Raw genomic sequence first — 19,644 nt, 5'->3', positions numbered from 1 at the left:
TTGTCGTCGTCGCACAGGTCTAATTGTCAATAAATTTCCAAATGGATGGAGTCACCTATAATTGGGTATTTACCTTTTTGGCTCTAAACAGAAAAAATAATAAAACTGAAAATTGCGACAATATTTATGCAACACTAGTGGGTCTATCTATATTTGTTTTACCCTACTATTGCTTTTTTAATCTATATTTTAATATTTCACAGAAAATTCTTTAAATTTATATAACAAAATAGGTAATAGAATAAAGGAAAGGAGAGAAATAGAATGAGAAATCCTTTTTTTTATTTTATGGGCTTTTCAGTTGTCGGGAGTAGTATTTCACAGATGACGGGCAATTGGTCAAAATCATTAGCCATTATGTTATTGGTTTTGTTGACATTTGATCTAATTACCTATCTCTCTAGTCAGTGGATAGGAGGAACATTAAATTGGAATCATTATGCAAAGGAAACATTGAAAAAATGTATGGTTGTTACAATAATCGTCATTGCGTATTTTTTAGATCAGCTGCTTTCAACAGAAGAGCTGCTGTTAAACGCTACTTTACTCTTTTATATTACAGATGAAATTTTCATTGTGATCCATCAAGTAAACAAAATGGGGATCCCAATACCAGGTCCTATCTTAAAAGCTGTACAGTATTTAAAAAATTTGAATGAAGAAGCGGATTCCAAGGGAAAATAACACAAAGTAATTAGAGAGGGTGTTTCTTTTGGAACAAATAAAACGGGATTACTATATTTGGCTTCCAAATGGCCAAATATCTCAAGATCCAACTGCTTCTCCTTGGAATTTTAAAATTGAAGCAACCGATGAAGAGATTACAGAACTAAGAGAATATTTCGATCAAAATTATTCGAATGAGTGGCGAAATTTTTTTCGGGCACATGTTCCGTATATACAGTATCATTATGATAGGGAAAATGATGACTACGACGAAACATTATTGAAAATATATGAGTGCATTTACAAGCTAGGGGATGAAGAAGCGAAAAAACATATTGAGAGTATGGGGATCTTAAAATAATTCTAATCTTGAAAGGCAAAGTATTCTGCATATGCTATGATGGAGGTAATTCTCATAATTGGAGTGAGAGTGCTAATGCAGGAGACATTTAAAGATGTAAACGGAAATGTTGTCACCTTTACAACAAAAAAAGGGGCATTTCTTAAAGAACCCCAACATGTATTGGTGATTTGTCGGTACAACGACCAGTGGCTGCTCACCAAGCATCCTCAAAGGGGACTGGAGTTTCCAGGCGGTAAGAGAGAAGGCAAGGAACTTATTCAAGAAACCGCAATAAGAGAAGTATTCGAAGAAACAGGCGGTATTGTTTCGAAATTATTATTTATAGGAGAGTATGAAGTCAAATTAGAAACTGAATCTTTCATTAAGTCCGTTTTTTTTGCTTCGGTAGATCGCTTGGAAAACAAAAAAGATTTTTTGGAAACAGAAGGTCCGGTTCTATTACAATCTTTGCCCTCTGATTTTTCGGGTAAGGAATTTAGCTTTATCATGAAGGATCGTGTTGTGGAATTATCTCTTAATGAAATTAAGAACATTATGGAACTGTAAAAAAAGTTGGCGAATCATGAGATCGCCAACTTTCCGCTTTTCTTAATGCTTGATTAGTTTTCTTTCTATCAGTTCGACGAGTTGATACATAATGGTTGCAAAAACAGCAATGAGTAAAAGGGATAGAAGTACAAGCGTGAAATTGAATACTTGGAAGCCGTAAATAATCATATATCCGAGCCCTTTAGATGATACTAAAAATTCTCCTACGATGACACCAACCCAGGACAGGCCGACATTCACCTTTAACGTTGAGATGATTGTAGGGAAGGATGAGGGCAATACAGCTTCTTTAAAGCACTGATAGCGTGTTGCACCAAACGTTTGAAGAACTTTTACATAATTTGGATCGACTTCTTTAAAAGAAGTGAATACAACAATCGTAGTAATGATAACGGAAATGATCGTGCCCATTGCTATGATAGAGGTAAAGCCAGGACCAAGGGCAACGATTAATATAGGACCAAGGGCAACCTTAGGCATTGCATTTAATATGACAAGATAAGGATCAAGGACTTTTGATAGAAATGGAGACCACCAAAGCAACGCAGCAAGCATAGTACCCAGGAAGGTTCCGAGAATAAATCCTATCACGGTTTCAAAAACAGTAACACTTAAATGAGTGAAAAGCGATCCGTCATGAAGCTTTTCGATTAACAAACCCCATACTTTAGACGGGGAGCTAAAAATAAGCGGGTCGATTATATTCATTCTGCTTGAAATTTCCCACCCAATAAAAAATAAGAAAAAGATGAGGATTTGATAAAAGATAACCCACCTTTTTTCTTTTGTCAGCGAGTCCCTGTATTGTTTATGAAGGTGCTGAATGTTTTTTTCTACATTACTCAAAGGCTCTCAAACTCCTTCCATATCATTTGGAAAAGGGAAGAGAAGACAGGATGGTTTCTTGCCTCAAAAGGAGTCAAGAATCTGAGTTCATCTGGAACGGTAATAATTTTATGGATTCTACCAGGATTTGCTGCAAACATAAAAATACGATCGCTCATGCAAATTGCTTCTCCGATATCATGCGTGACAAGGATGGCTGTTTTCCTGTAAGTTTTTAAGATAGAGGAAACCAAATCTTCTAGTTTTAGCTTTGTTTGATAGTCGAGTGCTGAAAACGGTTCATCCAGAAGCAATAATTTTGGATCAGTTGCCAAAGTTCTTGCCAGCGCTACCCGCTGACGCATTCCCCCTGACAATTGCTTCGGAAATTGTTCTTCGACGTTTTGTAAACCAATTTCTCCTAGCAGTTGCAGGGCTTTATCTTCTGAAAGCTTTTTCTCATTCCTTAGTTTCAATCCCAATAGAACATTTTCCTTAATGGTTTTCCAAGGAAACAGATAGTCTTGTTGAAGCATATAACCAATTTCTTGATTATTTTTTAAAACGATTGGCTTTCCTTCAAGTGAAACAGAGCCAAGTGTCGGAGTTAGCAAGCCTGCGATGATGGATAGAAGAGTCGTTTTTCCACAGCCGCTAGGGCCGAGGAAGGAGATGAACTCGCCTTCCTCGATTGTAAGAGATATATTGGTTAAAGCTATATTAGCTTCAGTCTTACCAAAATAAGTGTGATGGATATTTTCCAAAGCGAGAAAGCTCATAAACTGTGGCCCCCTTATTTGTTAGAGACCTTTTCTGCTACCTCAGTGTTGACTAATGTGCTGTGATCTACTTCTTTAGGAAGCTCTCCGGCCTCTTTCATAATGGCTTGTAGATTATTCCATTCTTCTTCATCTAGAATTGGGTCTGTAGCATAAGAGCCTTGACTCTTGTAGCGATCAACAACTGTAATAATGGTTTCTAATTCCGTGTCCTTGAAAAATGGTTGAATCGCTTTGGCAATATCCTCTGGGCTGTTTTCAGCAACCCAATCTTGCGCTTTTTTAATAGCTCTTGTAAACTTTTCAATTGTATCGTTATTCTCTTTCATATAGCTTTCTTTAGCCATGAAGGTCGTATAAGGGACATGACCAGATTCTGTTCCGAATGATGCGACAATGTGTCCTTTTCCTTCTTTTTCAAAGATACTTGCTGTAGGTTCGAAGAGCTGGACGAAATCTCCCGTTCCAGATGCAAAGGCATTTGCAATATTTGCAAAGTCTACATTTTGGATCAAGGTAAGGTCAGCTTTTGGATCAATGCCATGTTTTTTCAAAACAAACTCTCCAACCATTTGTGGCATACCGCCTTTACGTTGACCAAGGAACGTAGTCCCTTTCAGCATATCCCAATTAAAGTTGTCGATCTTTTCACGAGATACTAAAAATGTTCCATCTGTTTGTGTGAGTTGGGCAAAATTGATAACAGGATCGTTAGAACCTTGTGCGTACACGTAAATCGATGTTTCGGATCCTACGAGGGCAACATCAGCTCCATTTGAGAGTAGGGTGGTCATCGTTTTGTCGCCGCCCCAAGTGGTCGTGAGTTCGACATTCAAGCCTTCTTCTTTAAAGAACCCTTTTTCTAACGCAACATATTCAGGTGCATAGAAGATCGATCGCGTTACTTCCGCAACTCGTACGGTTTGGACTTTTTCCTTTCCACAAGCGACGATGGATAACATAAAAACAGAAATGATAAGCATGCATAATCCGGCTTTCCACCATTTTTTCATGCAACATCCTCCCTTTAATAGGTGTAATATTTTTGGTGAAGGTTTACCATATCGTATGATGGAGAGAAAAATGTGTGAATGCCTATTAGGAAAATTGAATGGAAAGAGGATTGCAATGAAAAAGCAAGATGGCACAATTCTTGAAAAAACACCCTTCCCATCCCCACATCCTAACATAAAATTGTTCACAGTCACTTATTATTCACAAGGCTTGAAAGTAAAGGGCCTGCTTGCTGAACCAATAGAAGAGGGGATGTATGACGGTTTTTTGTATTTAAGAGGTGGCATAAAAAATGTAGGTAAAGTGCGACCTGCCCGTATTGTTCAGTTTGCGGCACAAGGCTTTGTCGTTTTTGCTCCCTATTACCGTGGAAATCAAGGTGGAGAGGGAAATGAGGATTTTGGTGGAGAAGACCGAATGGACGCGATTTCAGGATTTCGATTGTTGGAGAATCATCCAAAAGTATCCAAGGATCGAATACACGTTTTCGGATTTTCAAGAGGTGGTGTAATGGCGCTTTTCACAGCCATCCATTGTCCTGAAACAGCTTCTGTTGTCACTTGGGGTGGGGTTTCCGACATGTTTTTAACATATGAAGAACGAAAAGATCTGCGACGGATGATGAAGCGAGTCATTGGTGGAACTCCACAAAAATATCCTGAGCGATTTCAATACCGTACTCCCCTTTTTGAATTGGAAAAACTGCATGCACCTGTTTTGATTATTCATGGTGTGAAGGATTCGAATGTTTCGGTTGAACATGCTTACCGATTGGAAAAAAGGCTTCATGCACTTGATAAGGAAGTGGATAGCTGGTATTTCGATGAGTATACGCATTATTTTCCTCCTGCTGTAAATCGAAAAATTGTAGAAGATTTAACACATTGGATGAAAACCAAAAGTGTAAAATGATAAACTAGAAATAAGACAATGTGAGGGGGTTTTAGCATGGGAATGCCTCTTGAAATGAATACAATGATCGTGACGAAGGGAAAAGAAAAAAGGATTAATCATAACGATTTTGTACTGGTAAAAGAAGGATATCGATTATATCCGATTGACATTCCGATTGAAGTGAAAAAGACTATACAAGGTGAAACGACCGGAACAGGTTTAATTAAAAAGGTGGAATGGGAAAACAACAGTACAACGATCACGTATCAGCTTGTTTCGTTGAATTCGACCAATTAATAAAAAAAGTGCCATTTGGGCACTTTTTTGTTTTTGAACTTTTCATATGATAATTTATCGGATTTTTGGTTTTAGCTACCTCGTGAGAATTACTAGACTTGGGTTGTTTTGCATGCGTTTTTATCATAAGTACTTCAATGTACCGCCACAAAACAAATAGGACGACTCTATCGCGTCGTCCTTTTCCGTATATTATATTAAGCTCTTGGTCCGCCAAGCTCTTCAATTTCACTTGGTACGTTTGAAAATTTCTTGAAGTTTTCCCGGAATTGAGCTGCAAGTTCTTTTGCTTTTGCTTCATAAGCAGCTTGGTCAGCCCATGTTTTGTTAGGTTGAAGCACATCATCAGGTACACCAGGTACGTGTAGTGGAATTTCAAGACCAAAAATTTCATCTGTAATGGTTTCAACGTTATTTAATTCGCCTTCTAAAGCAGCCTGAATCATTGCACGAGTGTAAGCCAGCTTCATACGGCTTCCGGTTCCATATTCTCCACCAGTCCAGCCTGTATTGACAAGGAATACCTTTGCGTTATGTTCTTCCATTTTGCGTCCAAGCATTTCTGCATATGTTGTAGCAGGTAGTGGAAGGAACGGTGATCCAAAGCAAGTTGAGAAGGTTGCTTGAGGAGAAGTGATCCCTCTTTCGGTTCCTGCAAGCTTACTTGTATAACCGCTTAAGAAATGATACATCGCTTGTTCTTTAGATAATTTGCTGATAGGAGGCAATACGCCAAATGCATCAGCTGTTAAGAAAATAATTGTGTTTGGATGTCCTGCAATGCTCGGTTCAACAATGTTGTCAATGGCTTGAATTGGATAAGCCGCACGTGTATTTTCAGTTAAAGAATTATTATCGTAATCTGCTTCACGTGTATTTTCATCTAATACAACGTTTTCTAATACGGATCCGAAGCGGATTGCATCGAAAATTTGAGGTTCTTTCTCTCGGGAAAGACCGATACATTTAGCATAACAGCCGCCTTCGATGTTAAATACTCCGTTAGAAGACCATCCATGCTCATCGTCACCGATCAACTTGCGGTTAGGATCAGCGGAAAGAGTCGTTTTACCTGTTCCGGATAATCCAAAGAACAGAGCTACATCTCCTTCTTTGCCTACGTTAGCTGAACAGTGCATAGGAAGAATGTTTTGTTCAGGCAATAAATAGTTCATAATAGAGAAAATGGATTTTTTCATTTCTCCTGCATACTCGGTTCCGCCAATCAAGACTGTTTTATGCTCAAACGAAATAATGATGAACGTTTCAGATCTTGTTCCATCGACAGCAGGATCCGCTTTAAAGTTCGGAGCGGAGATAACCGTGAATTCTGCTTCATGTCCGCGAAGCTCTTCTTCATTAGGACGGATGAACAGCTGATGGGCAAAAAGGTTATGCCATGCATATTCGTTTACGACTTGAATGGGAAGACGGCATTTCTTATCCGCTCCTGCAAATCCCTTAAAGACAAAAATTTCATCTTTCTCTTTTAGGTATGTTAACACTTTATTATATAGTTTTAAGAAAGTTTCTTCTGAAATTGGTTGGTTGACTGCACCCCAGTCAATTTTATTTTTTGTAGATGTCTCTTCAACAATAAATTTATCTTTAGGGGAACGGCCTGTATATTTTCCGGTTTCAGCTTTCACGGCTCCAGTAGAAGTAAGCACACCTTCTTTGCGGTTTAGAACTTTTTCCACTAATTGAGGAACAGAAAGTTGAACATGTACGTTATTTCCTTGTAATAGTTCGTGTAGCTCACTAGAAATGCCAACAGAATTCATTATGAGATACCATCCTTTATTAATTTTTTAATAGCTATTATTTTCTCTTTAATTAGTATAACACATTTAAACCAATAGTCTATACTAATTTACGAAAAATTTTCATCGATAATATCACGTCTGTTTCTCGTCCATATTCCTCCTTCGTATTTATATATTCTTTAAATCTTGTTTTTCTATTTATGTTATAAAGCTTTTTCTATGATAGCAATCGTTACCAAAAGTATAGCACTTTGACCAGTCAGCAAAAGTTTCTTTTAAAACGAATTTTTTAGAAAAAATATTGACATCATTTTATCATTTACGTTATGATATTACCTTGTACGGATTCTCTTATCCCGAGCTGGTGGAGGGACAGGCCCGATGAAACCCAGCAACCTGCTAAACGAAGAAAGCGGTCGGAAAATAGACGATTCAAAATGAAATGTTATAGCTCTTTCTTTCCGTTTCATTATAATAATGAGACTGGAGAGCATAAAAGTCTAAGGAACATTTCTAAAAATAATGTTCGTCTACTATCCGAACCCATTCCGGAGCAACGGTGCTAACCTGATGCAAGGCAAAAGCCCTTGAACGATAAGAGTGAAAGGCTAGATGTTAAAACAAGCAACCTTTCCTCGCAGTCAAGGAAAGGTTTTTTTATTGACTTATCATTCCGCTTACTTTACATAGTACGGAAACGGTGAGGGATACTATCAATGGGAAAACGAGTTCCGTCAAAACAGAGAGGTTAAAGTAATACGTTTTGTGATGTATCATTGGATGGGATCATATTGCGTGTTTCATGCTGGCGCCTCAAACTATCATTCTTTTTGAGGAGGAAATAAGATGTCCAAAAAACGTCGTCTTTTTACTTCTGAGTCTGTAACGGAAGGTCATCCAGATAAAATTTGTGACCAAATTTCAGATTCAATTTTAGATGCTATTTTAGCGAATGATCCAAATGCTCGTGTAGCATGCGAAACCTCTGTGACAACAGGATTAGTTCTTGTTTCCGGAGAAATTACTACATCCACTTATGTAGACATCCCGAAAATTGTACGTGATACAGTAAAGGAAATCGGCTATACCCGTGCAAAATACGGCTTTGACTCTGAAACATGTGCTGTATTAACTTCTATTGATGAGCAATCCCCTGACATTGCAATGGGTGTTGACAAAGCATTGGAAGCACGTGAAGGCCAAATGACCGATGAAGAAATCGAAGCGATTGGTGCAGGTGACCAAGGCTTAATGTTTGGTTTTGCTTGTAACGAAACAAAAGAATTAATGCCGCTTCCGATTTCACTTGCACACAAGCTTGCTCGCCGTCTAACAGAAGTAAGAAAAGAAGAAATTCTTCCTTATCTTCGTCCAGATGGAAAAACTCAGGTTACAGTTGAATACGATGAGAACGACAAACCAGTTCGTATCGATACAATTGTTATTTCTACTCAACATCACCCTGAAATTACATTAGAGCAAATTCAACGCAATATTAAAGAATATGTAATTAATCCAGTTGTTCCACAAGAATTGATCGATGAAAATACAAAATACTTCATTAACCCAACAGGTCGTTTCGTAATTGGAGGACCTCAAGGTGATGCTGGATTAACAGGTCGTAAAATCATTGTTGATACTTACGGTGGATATGCTCGCCACGGCGGAGGTGCATTCTCCGGTAAGGATCCTACAAAGGTAGACCGTTCTGCTGCTTATGCTGCTCGATATGTTGCCAAGAACATTGTAGCTGCAGGATTGGCTGACAAAGCAGAAGTTCAGCTTGCTTATGCAATTGGTGTGGCTCAACCTGTATCCATTTCTATTGATACTTTTGGAACAGGTAAAGTAAGTGAAGAGGTATTAATCGACGTAGTTCGTCAAAACTTTGACCTTCGTCCTGCGGGCATTATCAAAATGCTTGATCTTCGCCGTCCAATCTACAAGCAAACAGCTGCTTACGGTCATTTCGGAAGAACGGATGTTGATCTTCCTTGGGAACGTACAGATAAAGCTGAAGCTTTAAGAGCACAAGCATTAAAATAATAAAAAAGAGGCTGCCCCATAAGTTGGAATTACCGACTTATGGGCAGCCTTTTTTGAATACAAAAAAAATTGCCTTGGTCCTGACGACTGAATTCCTGAACATTTAGGAAGAAAATACCGAAAAAAGTATCGAGATAAATTAATTTTCTTCGGGGTTTTCTTCATAAGGGCTTACTGAGACAGCCTGAATTCAGATCATAATAAATCAGACTCAATGTTTCCTGAGTAAACTAAGGTATATAAACAATTGAAACGATCATTTTAAACTTTTGTAATACTGAGCTTTTTCTTCGTATTCACGGCTGATACGAAGCATGTCATTGATATCATCTTCATTAAGCTCACGGATCACTTTGGCTGGACGTCCAAATGCAAGAGTATTAGGAGGAATGATTTTACCTTGAGGTACTAAGCTTCCTGCTCCAATAAAAGCACCTTCACCAATTTCAGCCTGATCCAAAATAATCGAACCCATCCCAATTAGGGCACCTTTACGGATTTTACAGCTATGGAGGATGACCTGATGTCCGATTGTTACTTCATCTTCCAATATTAAAGGGTTGTTTGGGCTTTGATGAAGAACAGAGTTATCTTGTATATTTACTTTTTTACCAATTATGGTTGGAGCGACATCGCCGCGTATGACTGTATTAAACCATACGCTTGATAATTCGCCGATTTTTACATCGCCCGTAACAACAGCACCATCCGCTATAAACACGCTTGGATGAATATCGGGGATTTTGTCTTTATAAGGGTAAATCATAACCATTCAACTCCTATGAAAAATCATGTATAATCAAATACTACCATAAAGATCAGTAGACATATTCAAAGTCACTATAAATTTTTACATATTTTTCTTTATAGAGTGCGTTAAAAGGAGGGATGCCTATGTGGAAATGGGAAGCGGAAGGAGATGCAAAAGCTGTTATCATAATTGTTCACGGTGCATTTGAGCATCATGGCAGATATAGTTGGCTTATTAGAATGTGGAGACTTGCAGGCTATCATGTTTTAATGGGTGATTTGCCGGGACAGGGAATGACTTCTCGATCCAGAAGAGGGCACATTGATTCATTTGATGAGTATATTATTGAACTGAAAAAATGGGTACAGGAAGCATATAAGTACCAATTACCAATCTTTATATTAGGGCATAGTATGGGTGGTCTTGTCACGATTAGATTGCTTCAGGAAGAAGAATTGAATGTTGCAGGAGTCATTCTTTCTTCCCCATGTTTAGGTTTAGTGAAAAGCCCTTCGAGGTTTTTAAATTCTTTGTCCTACTTGCTTAACATAGCCTGGCCAACGTACAGAATGAATTCAGGCTTAACTGCACAAATGGCTACTCGAAATAAAGAGGTATGGGAAACTGATGCGAATGATACGCTATATGTGAAAAAAATATCAGTTCGGTGGTATCGTGAATTGGCAAAGTCCATTAAAATAGCTTTTGAAAAAATACAAGAAGTTCAAGACGTCCCTTTGCTTGTCATGCAGGGGGGAGACGATAAAATTGTTGACAAAATTCTAGTTAGAGAATGGTTTAATGCCTCAATAGTAAGTGAAAAGCTGTACAAAGAATGGCCAGATCTTTATCATGAAATATTCAACGAGCCTGAAAGAGACGCCGTTTTTGAATATACGAAAGGTTTTGTTGAAAACAGGCTTAGGATTTTGGGATATGTTGTTTAAGGGAGAGCTTCAGTAATGGGTATACCTAGTAATTCAATCAAGCTAATGAATCGCGTGTATAAGGAAATTTTTCCGACGGTTCAAAAAGAGCTCAACTATTGGAGAAAAAAAGCGGAAAACATTCCGAATGAGGAATTGAGAAAACAAGCTTTGGCCAGTATTGAATCAAAGGATTTTCACTGTGAGGGCGGGGCGATTTTGGCGCTGATTGCTGAAGAAAAAAAGGTAGATGCCATCCGCTTTATAGTGGCTTATCAGACAATCAGCGATTATTTGGACAACCTGTGTGATCGCAGCACCTCACATGATCCGAATGATTTTTCAGCCCTGCATGAATCAATGTTTCATGCGCTATTAACACATTCTGAGGAAACAAATTATTATCGATATCGATTGGATCAAGATGATAACGGGTATTTAGAGAGCTTAGTTCAAACTTGTCAGGAATTCAATAGAAGTTTAACAGCATATCCTAAAATTGCTCATACATTATGGGAGCTTTGCGCCTATTATTGTGAATTGCAGGTACATAAGCATGTGAAAAAAGAAGAGCGCGTTGACAGATTGAAGCAATGGTTTGCTCTTCATGAAGATAAATTGCCGAATTTGACGTGGTATGAATTTTCTGCTTGCACTGGATCGACTTTGGGCATTTTTTGTTTAATCTCATATGCATTAAGGGACGATTTTCGTGAAGAGCATGTAGACCAAATCAGGAACGGTTATTTTCCTTATATTCAGGGTCTTCATATTATGCTTGATTATTTTATCGACCAGGAAGAAGATTTAGAAGGCGGAGACTTAAACTTTTGCTTCTATTATCAGAATGAGCAGGAGCTTTTCAAGCGATTATCACATTTTGTTTTGAAGGCAGATCTGCACACAAATAGCATGCCGCATCAAAAATTTCATAAGCTGATTCATCGAGGGCTTCTTGGGCTATATCTTTCAGATGAAAAAGTAGAAAAAAGAAAAGATTTAAAAAGCTTAGCAAAAAAATTAGTGAAACTCGGAGGAAGGCAATCTTGGTTTTTCTATGTGAATGCCAGGATTTATCGAACGATTAAGAGAATGGCCTTCAAACCAGTTTAGAGGATCATTGCGTGAGGGATTTCAAGAATCCCTCCGGTTAAAACAATAATCCCGTGAGTCTTGGCAAGAATCCCGCCAGTATTAATAATAATCCCGCGAGTTTTACCAAAAATCCACCAATGCTAGAAAGGGGCTGTCCAATCAGTCGAAATTTCGCTTTTGGAAGCCCCTTTTTTGTTCAAGTATTCTTGATTTTCGATTTTTAATGAAGTTGCCCTTTTCGGACAGCCCCTAAATCATTTGATTAAGCAGCTTCGGACTCCTTTGAATGTACTTTTCGCATAAAGTCATTCACGTCGGCTGGAACTTTGCGGTCCAGTTTAGAAACGATATAAACTGACAAAAAGCCAATCGGAACTGTAATAATGCCTGGAACTTTAAATTGCAAAAAGACAGGTAATGTTTGCGGAAGGAAAATCATGTACATGGATGCTAATAGACCGATGACTAATCCTGCAATCGCCCCTTTTTCTGTCATGCCTCTCCACCAAATTCCAAGAATAAAAATGGGAGTAAAAGTACTTGCTGCTACTGTAAACGCAAGAGCAACTAAGTGACCGATAGAAGCGTCTTTTACCATTAAACCAAGCGCTCCATATAGGATCCCAAGGATAACGATAGCAACTTTTCCTGCTAAAACACGTTCTTTTTGAGAAATGTTTTTACGGAAAAACGTAGCATATAAGTCATGCGCTAAAGCCCCTGAACTAGCAATAAACAATCCTGACAGGTTTGAGAAAATAGCCGCAAATGCACCAGCTATAACAAGTCCAAGCAGCCATTCTCCTCCTAGTGCTTGAGCGGTTGATGGAATAACCATATTATTACCGCCTGCAACCATGTCTTTCATAACTTGTTCGCTTGCATCCCCAGATAAGAAGATGGAGCGGCCAACAGTACCAAGATACACAGCGAAGAAAAAGAAAACGCTTGCAATTCCGATCGCCATTAGGGCAGATTTACGTGCTGCTTTTGCACTTGGATTTGTGTAAAAACGTAATAAAATATGTGGAAGTCCAATAGTACCTAGTGATAAACCGATGGTCATCGAAATGGTTTGCCAGAAAGACGGGAAGAAGTTTCCTGTACCTGTCCAAGTCTTACCATCAAATGCGACATCTTTTCCATCTAAAGCGTATTGTCCTGTATTTGGAATTATACCTGTGTAATCATTGATTGCAGCTAAGATTTTGTCGTAATGCAATCCTCCATAAATGGCTGCAGCAACCATTAAAATAAATGCACCAAGGCGAATCCAAAGCTCTAATGCTTGGTTGATTGTAGTACCTTTCATACCACCTACGCCAACATAGAACACCATGACTGAACATGTGAAAATAATTCCGAATTCATAGGTTGTCCCAAAAAACATACTTAAAATCTGAGCTGCACCTAATAGCTGCGGAGCAGCATAGAAACCTGAAATGGCCAAAACTACGGCTACTGCAGCTACACGAGCACGCTTACTATGGAAACGATAAGCCAGAAAGTCTGCAACGGTGTATGCTCCAAAACGACGAAGTGGACCTGCGACAAAAATCGCTAATAACGTTAAACCAATGGAAAAACAGAATGCATAATATGCCCCGTCATAACCAAGTTGGAATGTAAGACCTGCAATACCAAGGAAAGTTGCAGCACTTAAGTAGTCTCCTCCAATTGCTGACCCATTTGTGAACCAGCCAAAGCTTCTTCCACCAACAAAATAGTCTGAAGCTGTTGCACTTCTTTTCGTTAAGTAAGTAATATAAACAATCGTTCCCATCAAAAGGATGGTCATGATCATTTTAGGTTCAAGCAATGTTTGCATCATCCGAGCTTTCTCCTTTCATCTTCCTTCATGGATGAAGGAGTGGATTGATCATATTTTTCTAGACGCTTTTCATAAAGAGAAGTATGAATATATGCAATGATGAAGGCCATAGCCATTGCAACTATACTAGTCAAAAACCATGAGTATGTCATACCTCCCCACATTCTAGAAAAAGCAAAGTCAGAAGCGAACCAGTTTAAAATTGGAATAAAGAAAATAAATACATAGTAAAACAAACTTAGCTTAAATCCTGTACTAAATTCATCCTTCATAATTTTCTCTGTGGTGGGATCCAGCGGTTCAAGTTCACTTACATCAATAGTACCGGCTTCTACATAGGCGTATTCTGAGTATTCATGTGCCATAAAAAATTCCTCCTCCTCAAATGAATTCCTGCGATCGTTATTTCCCCTTAAATAACGATTCAGGTTATTTGTTATATAATTGTACTTGAGAAAGTAAACTGTTACCTTACAGATTATTGTCTAAAATGTATAAATATTTGCTTAATTGCGAAAAATTTGTGGTATATTATCAAAGAGGGGAATGTTTTATAAAAGCTCAATTTCAAGTTCTGATATGGCTATTTATGCATTTCCATTCAGACCTTAGGGCTTTTAATAGGGGGTTTTTTTTTGCTTAGCATTCGATTAAACATGAACGACGAAACAGAAAAACAGAAAATCAGGTCATGGCTTTGCGATGAATTCCCTGATGGATGCCGCTTTATTGAAGGTTCAGACAATGAAGAACAAGCTAATATTATCATTATTGAAATTCAAACCCTATTTGATTGGGTTAGGATTCGCCGTCTTCAAAAAAACAATAACAGATGCATGATTTTCCCACTGTTGACACCAGACTGGATTCATACCTCACCATTAGCTATTGAATTAAATGTACAATCCATGTTCATCAAGCCGCTGAAGAAAAATTATTTTCTAAGAAATATTAAAAAAGTCATGAATAAGGTGAAAACGTCTTCATTTAGCTTCAGTGAAGTGTATGAGCAACTTCAAGAAGAGGGAACTTTTAATGAAGAAGATACGCCATTTCAAGAGGCCTTTTTACGCCGTCTGCTTCGTGGAGAAATTTCTAGTGAGCAAGAGGTGATACAAGCGCGTTCATTCTTAGCAGGTAATGCAATCCCGAATGTTGTTGTCTTTATTCAGGGATTTGTTAGTGATCCCGAAAAAGAAAAGGCGGAAGGATGGGAAGCACCGTCTATTATTATTGATTCTTTAAGGAAAGAATTTTCAAAATGTACACCCCATGTTTCATTTTTATCATACAGAAAACATCTCCTATTATTAATGAGAGTACCGGTAAATTATACTTCAATAAAGTATTGGAAAAATGGCGAGCAAGCACTAATAAACGTAATTGAACAATTAAAGAATACATATGGAATCTATTTATATATAGGGGTGGGATCCATATATAGAGAGGCCTTGCATTTACATCATTCATATCGTGAGGCAAGGAAGGCAAGGAGGACTCCACCATATAATAGGATTCATTTACGGTATTTTGATGACATTACAAAAAATGAACAGCTAAAAAAAGTATTTGAGTATATTCAATTACATTTCAATCAAGAAATTCTCGTTTCAGAGGCTGCAGCCCGTGCAAACTTTAGCCCCACTTATTTTAGCCGCCAGTTTAAAAAAGAAACGGGGAGGAGCTTCGTTGAATATGTTACCTTTGTGAGGCTTCAGAGAGCGATATGGTTAATCCGCCATACAAATGATACAATTGAGCAAATTTCTGATGAAATTGGCTTCAATACGCCAAACTACTTTAGTGCAATTTTTAAAAAATATGTCGGACTTTCTCCAAGTGAATATCGTGCGACAAGGGAGATATTATTTATTTAGAATGAAAAAGCAGCATTGTTAACAAGATGCTGCTTTCGTAGCTACTTATCTCTTTTCAACTGCGATAATAAACGGTGGATTATTCTTTTGATTCATGAATCGATATTCTAATACGTGTGCTTGATCTTGGGGAAGTGAGCAGACATACTGAAGCAATGCATCTCTTTCAATTGCCCCTTCTTCATGTCCATGATAAATGACTAGTACAATGATTCCTTCAGGTGCCATTATTTCAAGAAGCTGATCGATTGCTGAAATGGTCGTATCTGCGTTTGTCACAATCGTTTTGTCACCGCCTGGCAAATAGCCAAGGTTGAAAATAGCGGCTTTCACTTTACCGATAGCTTCTTTTGGGATTAGATTCTTTAATTGTTCATGCCCTTTTTGAAAAAGTGTAACTCGATTTAGTACCCCATTTTCAGAAAGGCGGTTTGTTGTGTTTAGGATAGCCTGCTCTTGAATATCGAAAGCATATACATGGCCAGAATCACCCACTAAATTTGCAAGAAAAAGTGTATCATGGCCATTGCCTGCAGTGGCATCAATCACAATGTCGCCTAAACCCGCAGCTTTTTGAAGGAGTGTTCTAGCAAATGGCAAAATACGTTCTAGCTTCATAGCATCACGCCTCCATTTTTTGCTTACTATAAAATTTCCCTTGCCAGCTGTTTCGTCTCTTCAGTTCAGCATCAATAGCGTTCAACACTTCCCATTTATTTACACTCCACATAGGTCCAATCATTAAATCAATCGGTCCATCACCTGTTATGCGATGCACAATCATCTCTGGGGGTAAAATCTCTAACTGGTCACAGACGAGATTCACATAATCTTCGAATGAAAGGAATTCAAGCATTCCCTTTTCAAATTGCTTAACCATTGGTGTGCCTTTTAATAAGTGAAGCAGATGGATTTTGATTCCCTGTACATCTAATTTAGCAACTTCTTTTGCCGTCTCCATCATCATTTCAGGTGTTTCCAAAGGAAGGCCATTAATAATATGTGAGCATACGCGGATTCCGTGCTTTCTTAATTTTTTCACACCTTCAACATATGTCGGGTAATCATGCGCCCTGTTAATTAAAAGGGCTGTCCTTTCATGCACAGTTTGTAACCCAAGCTCCACCCATAAATAAGTACGCTCATTCAACTCTGCCAAATATTCAACGACATCATCAGGAAGGCAATCCGGGCGAGTAGCTATCGATAATCCCACAACTCCATCCTGCTTTAGTACGGTTTCATATTTTTCTCGCAACACATCAACAGGAGCGTGTGTATTGGTGAAAGCTTGGAAATACGCCATATATTTTCCATCTTTCCATTTTTGATGCATTTTCTCTTTGATCTCTGCAAACTGTTTTTCTAATGGTTCTGCACGATTGCCTGCAAAGTCACCAGAACCGGCCGCAGAGCAGAATGTACATCCACCAAAAGCGACTGTACCATCACGATTTGGGCAGTCAAAGCCGCCATCCAAGGCTACTTTAAAAACTTTATGTCCAAACACTTGACGTAAATGATAATTCCAAGTGTGGTATCTTTTATCATCACTTGCAAAAGGAAACGGGTTATTCTGATTCAATTCAGAAACCTCCTTTTATTAAAATTCCTTTTAAATCGCATAAAAATTATTTTAGCATGATGTCGGGATTATTCCAATTAGGGATCGTTCTGATTGTTCATGACGTCAATTTTTCCATCCATAATCCTTAATAAAACAAGGCAAAATAAATAGGATGATTCATCATCAACCCACCCAGGCAGGGAAAAGATGTTTGGGAAGAAAGATGGAGCCCATCACAGGAGGGAAAAATTATGGCAACGAGAGCATCAATAGATCATTGCTTACAAAACTGTGAAGACGTTTTACGGAATGCTCAGGAACAATATAAATTGGCATCCAAACAGGAGCATTATAATGACGATTCTTTCCTGCAATGTCAGCAGCAGCTCGAATCAGCCTATAACGAAATTCAAAAGCTGGCCCATAGCTCCAACGACCAGCAGCGTGAACAGCTGAACCGGATGAGGATGCAAATCATGAAGATGCAAAGCAGTATGTCTCATTTAAGACATTAAGGAGGAAAGCGGTATGAAGAAGAAGTCTAAGCAAAATAATCCTGAGCAAAAAACAAGAAATGGCATAAACAATCAAGATATTGAGTTAGGTCAGGATTATGATCCAGTAAAAGAAGCAAAAAAACGCTACGAGCAAAGTGGCGGACAACCGGTAAAATCTAAGCAAAGACAAGAATAACTTCTAGGGGAGAGTACCCTTCTAATAAAGGGACTCTCTTTTTGTCTATGTACCGAGTTTATTAGGTGAAATGAATGTTCCTTTCCGAACGTGTGATTGAAAAAATATGTGACCGGTTTTGTTGACGGTACTTTTCAAGTAACTGAAACTTTTTCATTTAATTACTCGTAAAACAAATGATTCGAAATATAAGACACGGGGGAAAAGAATATGAATAACCATGAAATTGATTTCAAAATTTATGGCGATGATATGCAATTCGTTGAAGTGGAGCTTGATCCGAATGAAACAGTTATAGCGGAAGCAGGAAGCTTAATGATGATGGAAGATGGGATTAAGATGGAAACGATTTTTGGTGACGGAGCTTCCAGCAGTGGCTTAATGGGAAAGTTGTTTAGTGCAGGTAAAAGAATTCTTACGGGTGAAAGTCTGTTTATGACGACGTTTACAAATGTGGATCAAGGAAAAAGACATGTTTCTTTCGCTTCTCCGTATCCGGGGAAAATCATTCCAATGGACTTAAGCGAGTTAGGTGGCAAAATTGTTTGTCAAAAGGATGCTTTTTTAGCGGCTGCGAAGGGAGTTTCCGTAGGAGTTGAGTTCCAACGAAAAATCGGTGCGGGTTTCTTCGGCGGTGAAGGATTTATTATGCAAAAGCTTGAAGGTGACGGAATGGCTTTTGTACATGCTGGTGGTACCATACACAAAAAAGAGCTTGCTCCAGGTGAACTATTGCGTGTAGACACCGGATGCCTTGTTGCGATGACAAAAGGTGTTGACTATGACATCGAATTTGTGAAAGGAATCAAAACAGCCTTGTTTGGCGGAGAAGGTTTGTTCTTTGCAACATTAAGAGGTCCTGGAACTGTTTGGGTGCAATCCTTGCCATTTAGCCGACTTGCAAGCAGAGTGTTTGCTGCTATGCCTGCAGCAGGTGGTTCAAGAGATGAAGGCAGTATAGCAAGAGGGGTATTTGATTTGTTTAATGGAGATTGATATAAGCTAGGGCTAAACGGTTATGTACCACTGGCCCTAGCTTATTTTTCATGGAAGATTCATTGGGATGAAGTCCTGTATTTCTTTAGTAAACCTTTCTAGAACTATCCCATGTAATTATTCAACCCATTCGTGGCATAATTCAACCCATTTTCGAAATAATTCAACCCATTCGTGGCATAATGAATGAGCCCATTTTTTTTATAAAAGTAGCATTTTTCATACGAAAGGAATATAGTTTGAAAAAACTGATCATAATGTGGGAAAATGCATTGTTGCAATTTCCTTTAAAATTTACTAGAATAACATCATATAATGACGAAAAAGCATGGATAAGGAGTAGTAACTGTTAGAACCCGATTTAGAGAGTTGACGGCTGGTGAAAGTCAACCGGGAATGACGGTGAACTCGCCTTTGAGCTGCCTGCATGAAGGATAGTAGTGCTGGCCGGTTTGTCCACGTTACGGATGAATGAAGCGGGATGCTGAAATAAGCATCAACAAGGGTGGTACCGCGGGAAGATTGTACATAATCCTCTCGTCCCTTTTTAGGGATGAGAGGTTTTTTTAGGCTCTATACTAAATGTGGTGGTCATGCTTATCATCTCAAGGGCTCAGATAATTCACAAAAAATGATTAAAAAATAACACCTTCTTCTCTCTCTTTGATAATCTAAAGTTGCCAACAATAGAAACCAAAGGGAGAGAAG

The 19,644-nt window shown here is 38.4% G+C and carries 21 protein-coding genes and 1 other annotated feature; of the genes, 12 read left to right on the top strand and 9 right to left on the bottom strand.

The window, feature by feature from the left end; all coding sequences use genetic code 11:
• The first annotated feature begins 264 nt into the window (after positions 1-264).
• The 3 genes from GD441_RS15530 to ytkD all read left to right on the top strand — a co-directional run bounded on the left by GD441_RS15530 (position 265) and on the right by ytkD (position 1,576).
• The gene (locus GD441_RS15530; RefSeq protein WP_153127342.1) at positions 265-684 is read left to right on the top strand and encodes a phage holin family protein; all 420 of its coding nucleotides are present in this window, start codon (positions 265-267) and stop codon (positions 682-684) included.
• A gap of 28 nt (positions 685-712) precedes the next feature.
• The gene (locus GD441_RS15525; protein WP_153127341.1) at positions 713-1,027 is read left to right on the top strand and encodes a hydrolase; all 315 of its coding nucleotides are present in this window, start codon (positions 713-715) and stop codon (positions 1,025-1,027) included.
• Between the two features lie 75 nt (positions 1,028-1,102).
• Positions 1,103-1,576: an RNA deprotection pyrophosphohydrolase gene (gene ytkD / locus GD441_RS15520; protein WP_153127340.1), complete on the top strand. Its 474-nt coding sequence runs from the start codon at positions 1,103-1,105 to the stop codon at positions 1,574-1,576.
• Positions 1,577-1,618: 42 nt separating this feature from the next.
• Here ytkD and GD441_RS15515 read toward each other — a convergent pair whose 3' ends face one another.
• From GD441_RS15515 to GD441_RS15505, 3 genes are read right to left on the bottom strand one after another with little or no spacing between them, the layout of a single operon-like run.
• Positions 1,619-2,425 (bottom strand): ABC transporter permease, encoded by an 807-nt coding sequence (locus tag GD441_RS15515; protein ID WP_153127339.1) that lies wholly within the window; start codon positions 2,423-2,425, stop codon positions 1,619-1,621.
• Positions 2,422-3,183 (bottom strand): ABC transporter ATP-binding protein, encoded by a 762-nt coding sequence (locus tag GD441_RS15510; protein WP_153127338.1) that lies wholly within the window; start codon positions 3,181-3,183, stop codon positions 2,422-2,424. The genes GD441_RS15515 and GD441_RS15510 overlap by 4 nt, the downstream gene beginning before the upstream one ends.
• A 14-nt stretch (positions 3,184-3,197) precedes the next feature.
• On the bottom strand, positions 3,198-4,196 hold the full coding sequence (locus GD441_RS15505) for an ABC transporter substrate-binding protein (protein ID WP_153127337.1): 999 nt from the start codon (positions 4,194-4,196) through the stop codon (positions 3,198-3,200).
• A 115-nt stretch (positions 4,197-4,311) separates the two neighbouring features.
• Between GD441_RS15505 and GD441_RS15500 the strand changes: the two genes are divergently transcribed.
• Positions 4,312-5,109, top strand: coding sequence for an alpha/beta hydrolase family protein (locus tag GD441_RS15500; protein WP_153127336.1), 798 nt, complete (start codon positions 4,312-4,314; stop codon positions 5,107-5,109).
• Between the two features lie 36 nt (positions 5,110-5,145).
• Complete coding sequence (locus tag GD441_RS15495; protein WP_153127335.1) at positions 5,146-5,388, top strand: DUF2584 domain-containing protein; 243 nt, start codon at positions 5,146-5,148, stop codon at positions 5,386-5,388.
• A gap of 197 nt (positions 5,389-5,585) precedes the next feature.
• Here the strand turns inward: GD441_RS15495 and pckA are convergent, their stop codons facing one another.
• On the bottom strand, positions 5,586-7,172 hold the full coding sequence (gene pckA, locus GD441_RS15490; protein ID WP_153127334.1) for a phosphoenolpyruvate carboxykinase (ATP): 1,587 nt from the start codon (positions 7,170-7,172) through the stop codon (positions 5,586-5,588).
• Positions 7,173-8,000: 828 nt separating this feature from the next.
• Between pckA and metK the strand changes: the two genes are divergently transcribed.
• Positions 8,001-9,200, top strand: coding sequence for a methionine adenosyltransferase (gene metK, locus GD441_RS15485; protein ID WP_153127333.1), 1,200 nt, complete (start codon positions 8,001-8,003; stop codon positions 9,198-9,200).
• A gap of 256 nt (positions 9,201-9,456) precedes the next feature.
• On the opposite strand, the gene GD441_RS15480 is transcribed toward metK, so the two are convergent.
• Positions 9,457-9,966: a gamma carbonic anhydrase gene (locus tag GD441_RS15480; RefSeq protein WP_153127332.1), complete on the bottom strand. Its 510-nt coding sequence runs from the start codon at positions 9,964-9,966 to the stop codon at positions 9,457-9,459.
• Between the two features lie 128 nt (positions 9,967-10,094).
• Here GD441_RS15480 and GD441_RS15475 point away from each other — a divergent pair, with 128 nt between their 5' ends.
• Both GD441_RS15475 and GD441_RS15470 read left to right on the top strand, forming a co-directional pair.
• On the top strand, positions 10,095-10,898 hold the full coding sequence (locus tag GD441_RS15475; protein ID WP_153127331.1) for an alpha/beta hydrolase: 804 nt from the start codon (positions 10,095-10,097) through the stop codon (positions 10,896-10,898).
• Between the two features lie 15 nt (positions 10,899-10,913).
• On the top strand, positions 10,914-11,990 hold the full coding sequence (locus GD441_RS15470) for a tetraprenyl-beta-curcumene synthase family protein (protein WP_153127330.1): 1,077 nt from the start codon (positions 10,914-10,916) through the stop codon (positions 11,988-11,990).
• A 244-nt stretch (positions 11,991-12,234) separates the two neighbouring features.
• Here GD441_RS15470 and GD441_RS15465 read toward each other — a convergent pair whose 3' ends face one another.
• Together GD441_RS15465 and GD441_RS15460 are read right to left on the bottom strand one after the other, a co-directional pair.
• Positions 12,235-13,803, bottom strand: coding sequence for a sodium/solute symporter (locus tag GD441_RS15465; protein ID WP_153127329.1), 1,569 nt, complete (start codon positions 13,801-13,803; stop codon positions 12,235-12,237).
• Positions 13,800-14,168, bottom strand: a complete 369-nt coding sequence (locus GD441_RS15460; RefSeq protein ID WP_153127328.1) for a hypothetical protein — start codon at positions 14,166-14,168, stop codon at positions 13,800-13,802. Before GD441_RS15460 ends, GD441_RS15465 begins: the two co-directional genes overlap by 4 nt.
• Before the next feature lie 270 nt (positions 14,169-14,438).
• On the opposite strand from GD441_RS15460, the gene GD441_RS15455 reads away from it, so the two are divergent.
• Positions 14,439-15,680 (top strand): helix-turn-helix domain-containing protein, encoded by a 1,242-nt coding sequence (locus tag GD441_RS15455; protein WP_153127327.1) that lies wholly within the window; start codon positions 14,439-14,441, stop codon positions 15,678-15,680.
• Positions 15,681-15,725: 45 nt separating this feature from the next.
• Here GD441_RS15455 and mnmM read toward each other — a convergent pair whose 3' ends face one another.
• The gene (gene mnmM / locus GD441_RS15450) at positions 15,726-16,298 is read right to left on the bottom strand and encodes a tRNA 5-(aminomethyl)-2-thiouridylate-methyltransferase MnmM (RefSeq protein WP_153127326.1); all 573 of its coding nucleotides are present in this window, start codon (positions 16,296-16,298) and stop codon (positions 15,726-15,728) included.
• A gap of 4 nt (positions 16,299-16,302) precedes the next feature.
• The gene (gene mnmL / locus GD441_RS15445) at positions 16,303-17,265 is read right to left on the bottom strand and encodes a tRNA modification radical SAM protein MnmL/YtqA (protein ID WP_153127325.1); all 963 of its coding nucleotides are present in this window, start codon (positions 17,263-17,265) and stop codon (positions 16,303-16,305) included.
• A 233-nt stretch (positions 17,266-17,498) separates the two neighbouring features.
• Here mnmL and GD441_RS15440 point away from each other — a divergent pair, with 233 nt between their 5' ends.
• The 3 genes from GD441_RS15440 (at position 17,499) to GD441_RS15430 (ending at position 18,936) form a co-directional block, all read left to right on the top strand.
• Positions 17,499-17,762 (top strand): YtzC family protein, encoded by a 264-nt coding sequence (locus tag GD441_RS15440; RefSeq protein ID WP_153127324.1) that lies wholly within the window; start codon positions 17,499-17,501, stop codon positions 17,760-17,762.
• 13 nt (positions 17,763-17,775) lie between these two features.
• Positions 17,776-17,940 carry a glycogen biosynthesis protein GlgD gene (locus tag GD441_RS15435; RefSeq protein ID WP_153127323.1) on the top strand — a complete coding sequence of 55 codons (165 nt, stop codon included), beginning with the start codon at positions 17,776-17,778 and terminating at the stop codon, positions 17,938-17,940.
• Between the two features lie 210 nt (positions 17,941-18,150).
• A complete protein-coding gene (locus tag GD441_RS15430; protein ID WP_153127322.1) occupies positions 18,151-18,936 on the top strand; it encodes a TIGR00266 family protein in 786 nt (261 codons plus the stop codon).
• A 320-nt stretch (positions 18,937-19,256) separates the two neighbouring features.
• Positions 19,257-19,484: a binding site (T-box leader), on the top strand.
• Positions 19,485-19,644: the final 160 nt, after the last annotated feature.

Source organism: Peribacillus tepidiphilus (assembly GCF_009466385.1).
GTDB classification, from domain to species: domain Bacteria; phylum Bacillota; class Bacilli; order Bacillales; family DSM-1321; genus Bacillus_BN; species Bacillus_BN tepidiphilus.
This window is presented reverse-complemented; position numbering and strand designations above follow the sequence as displayed.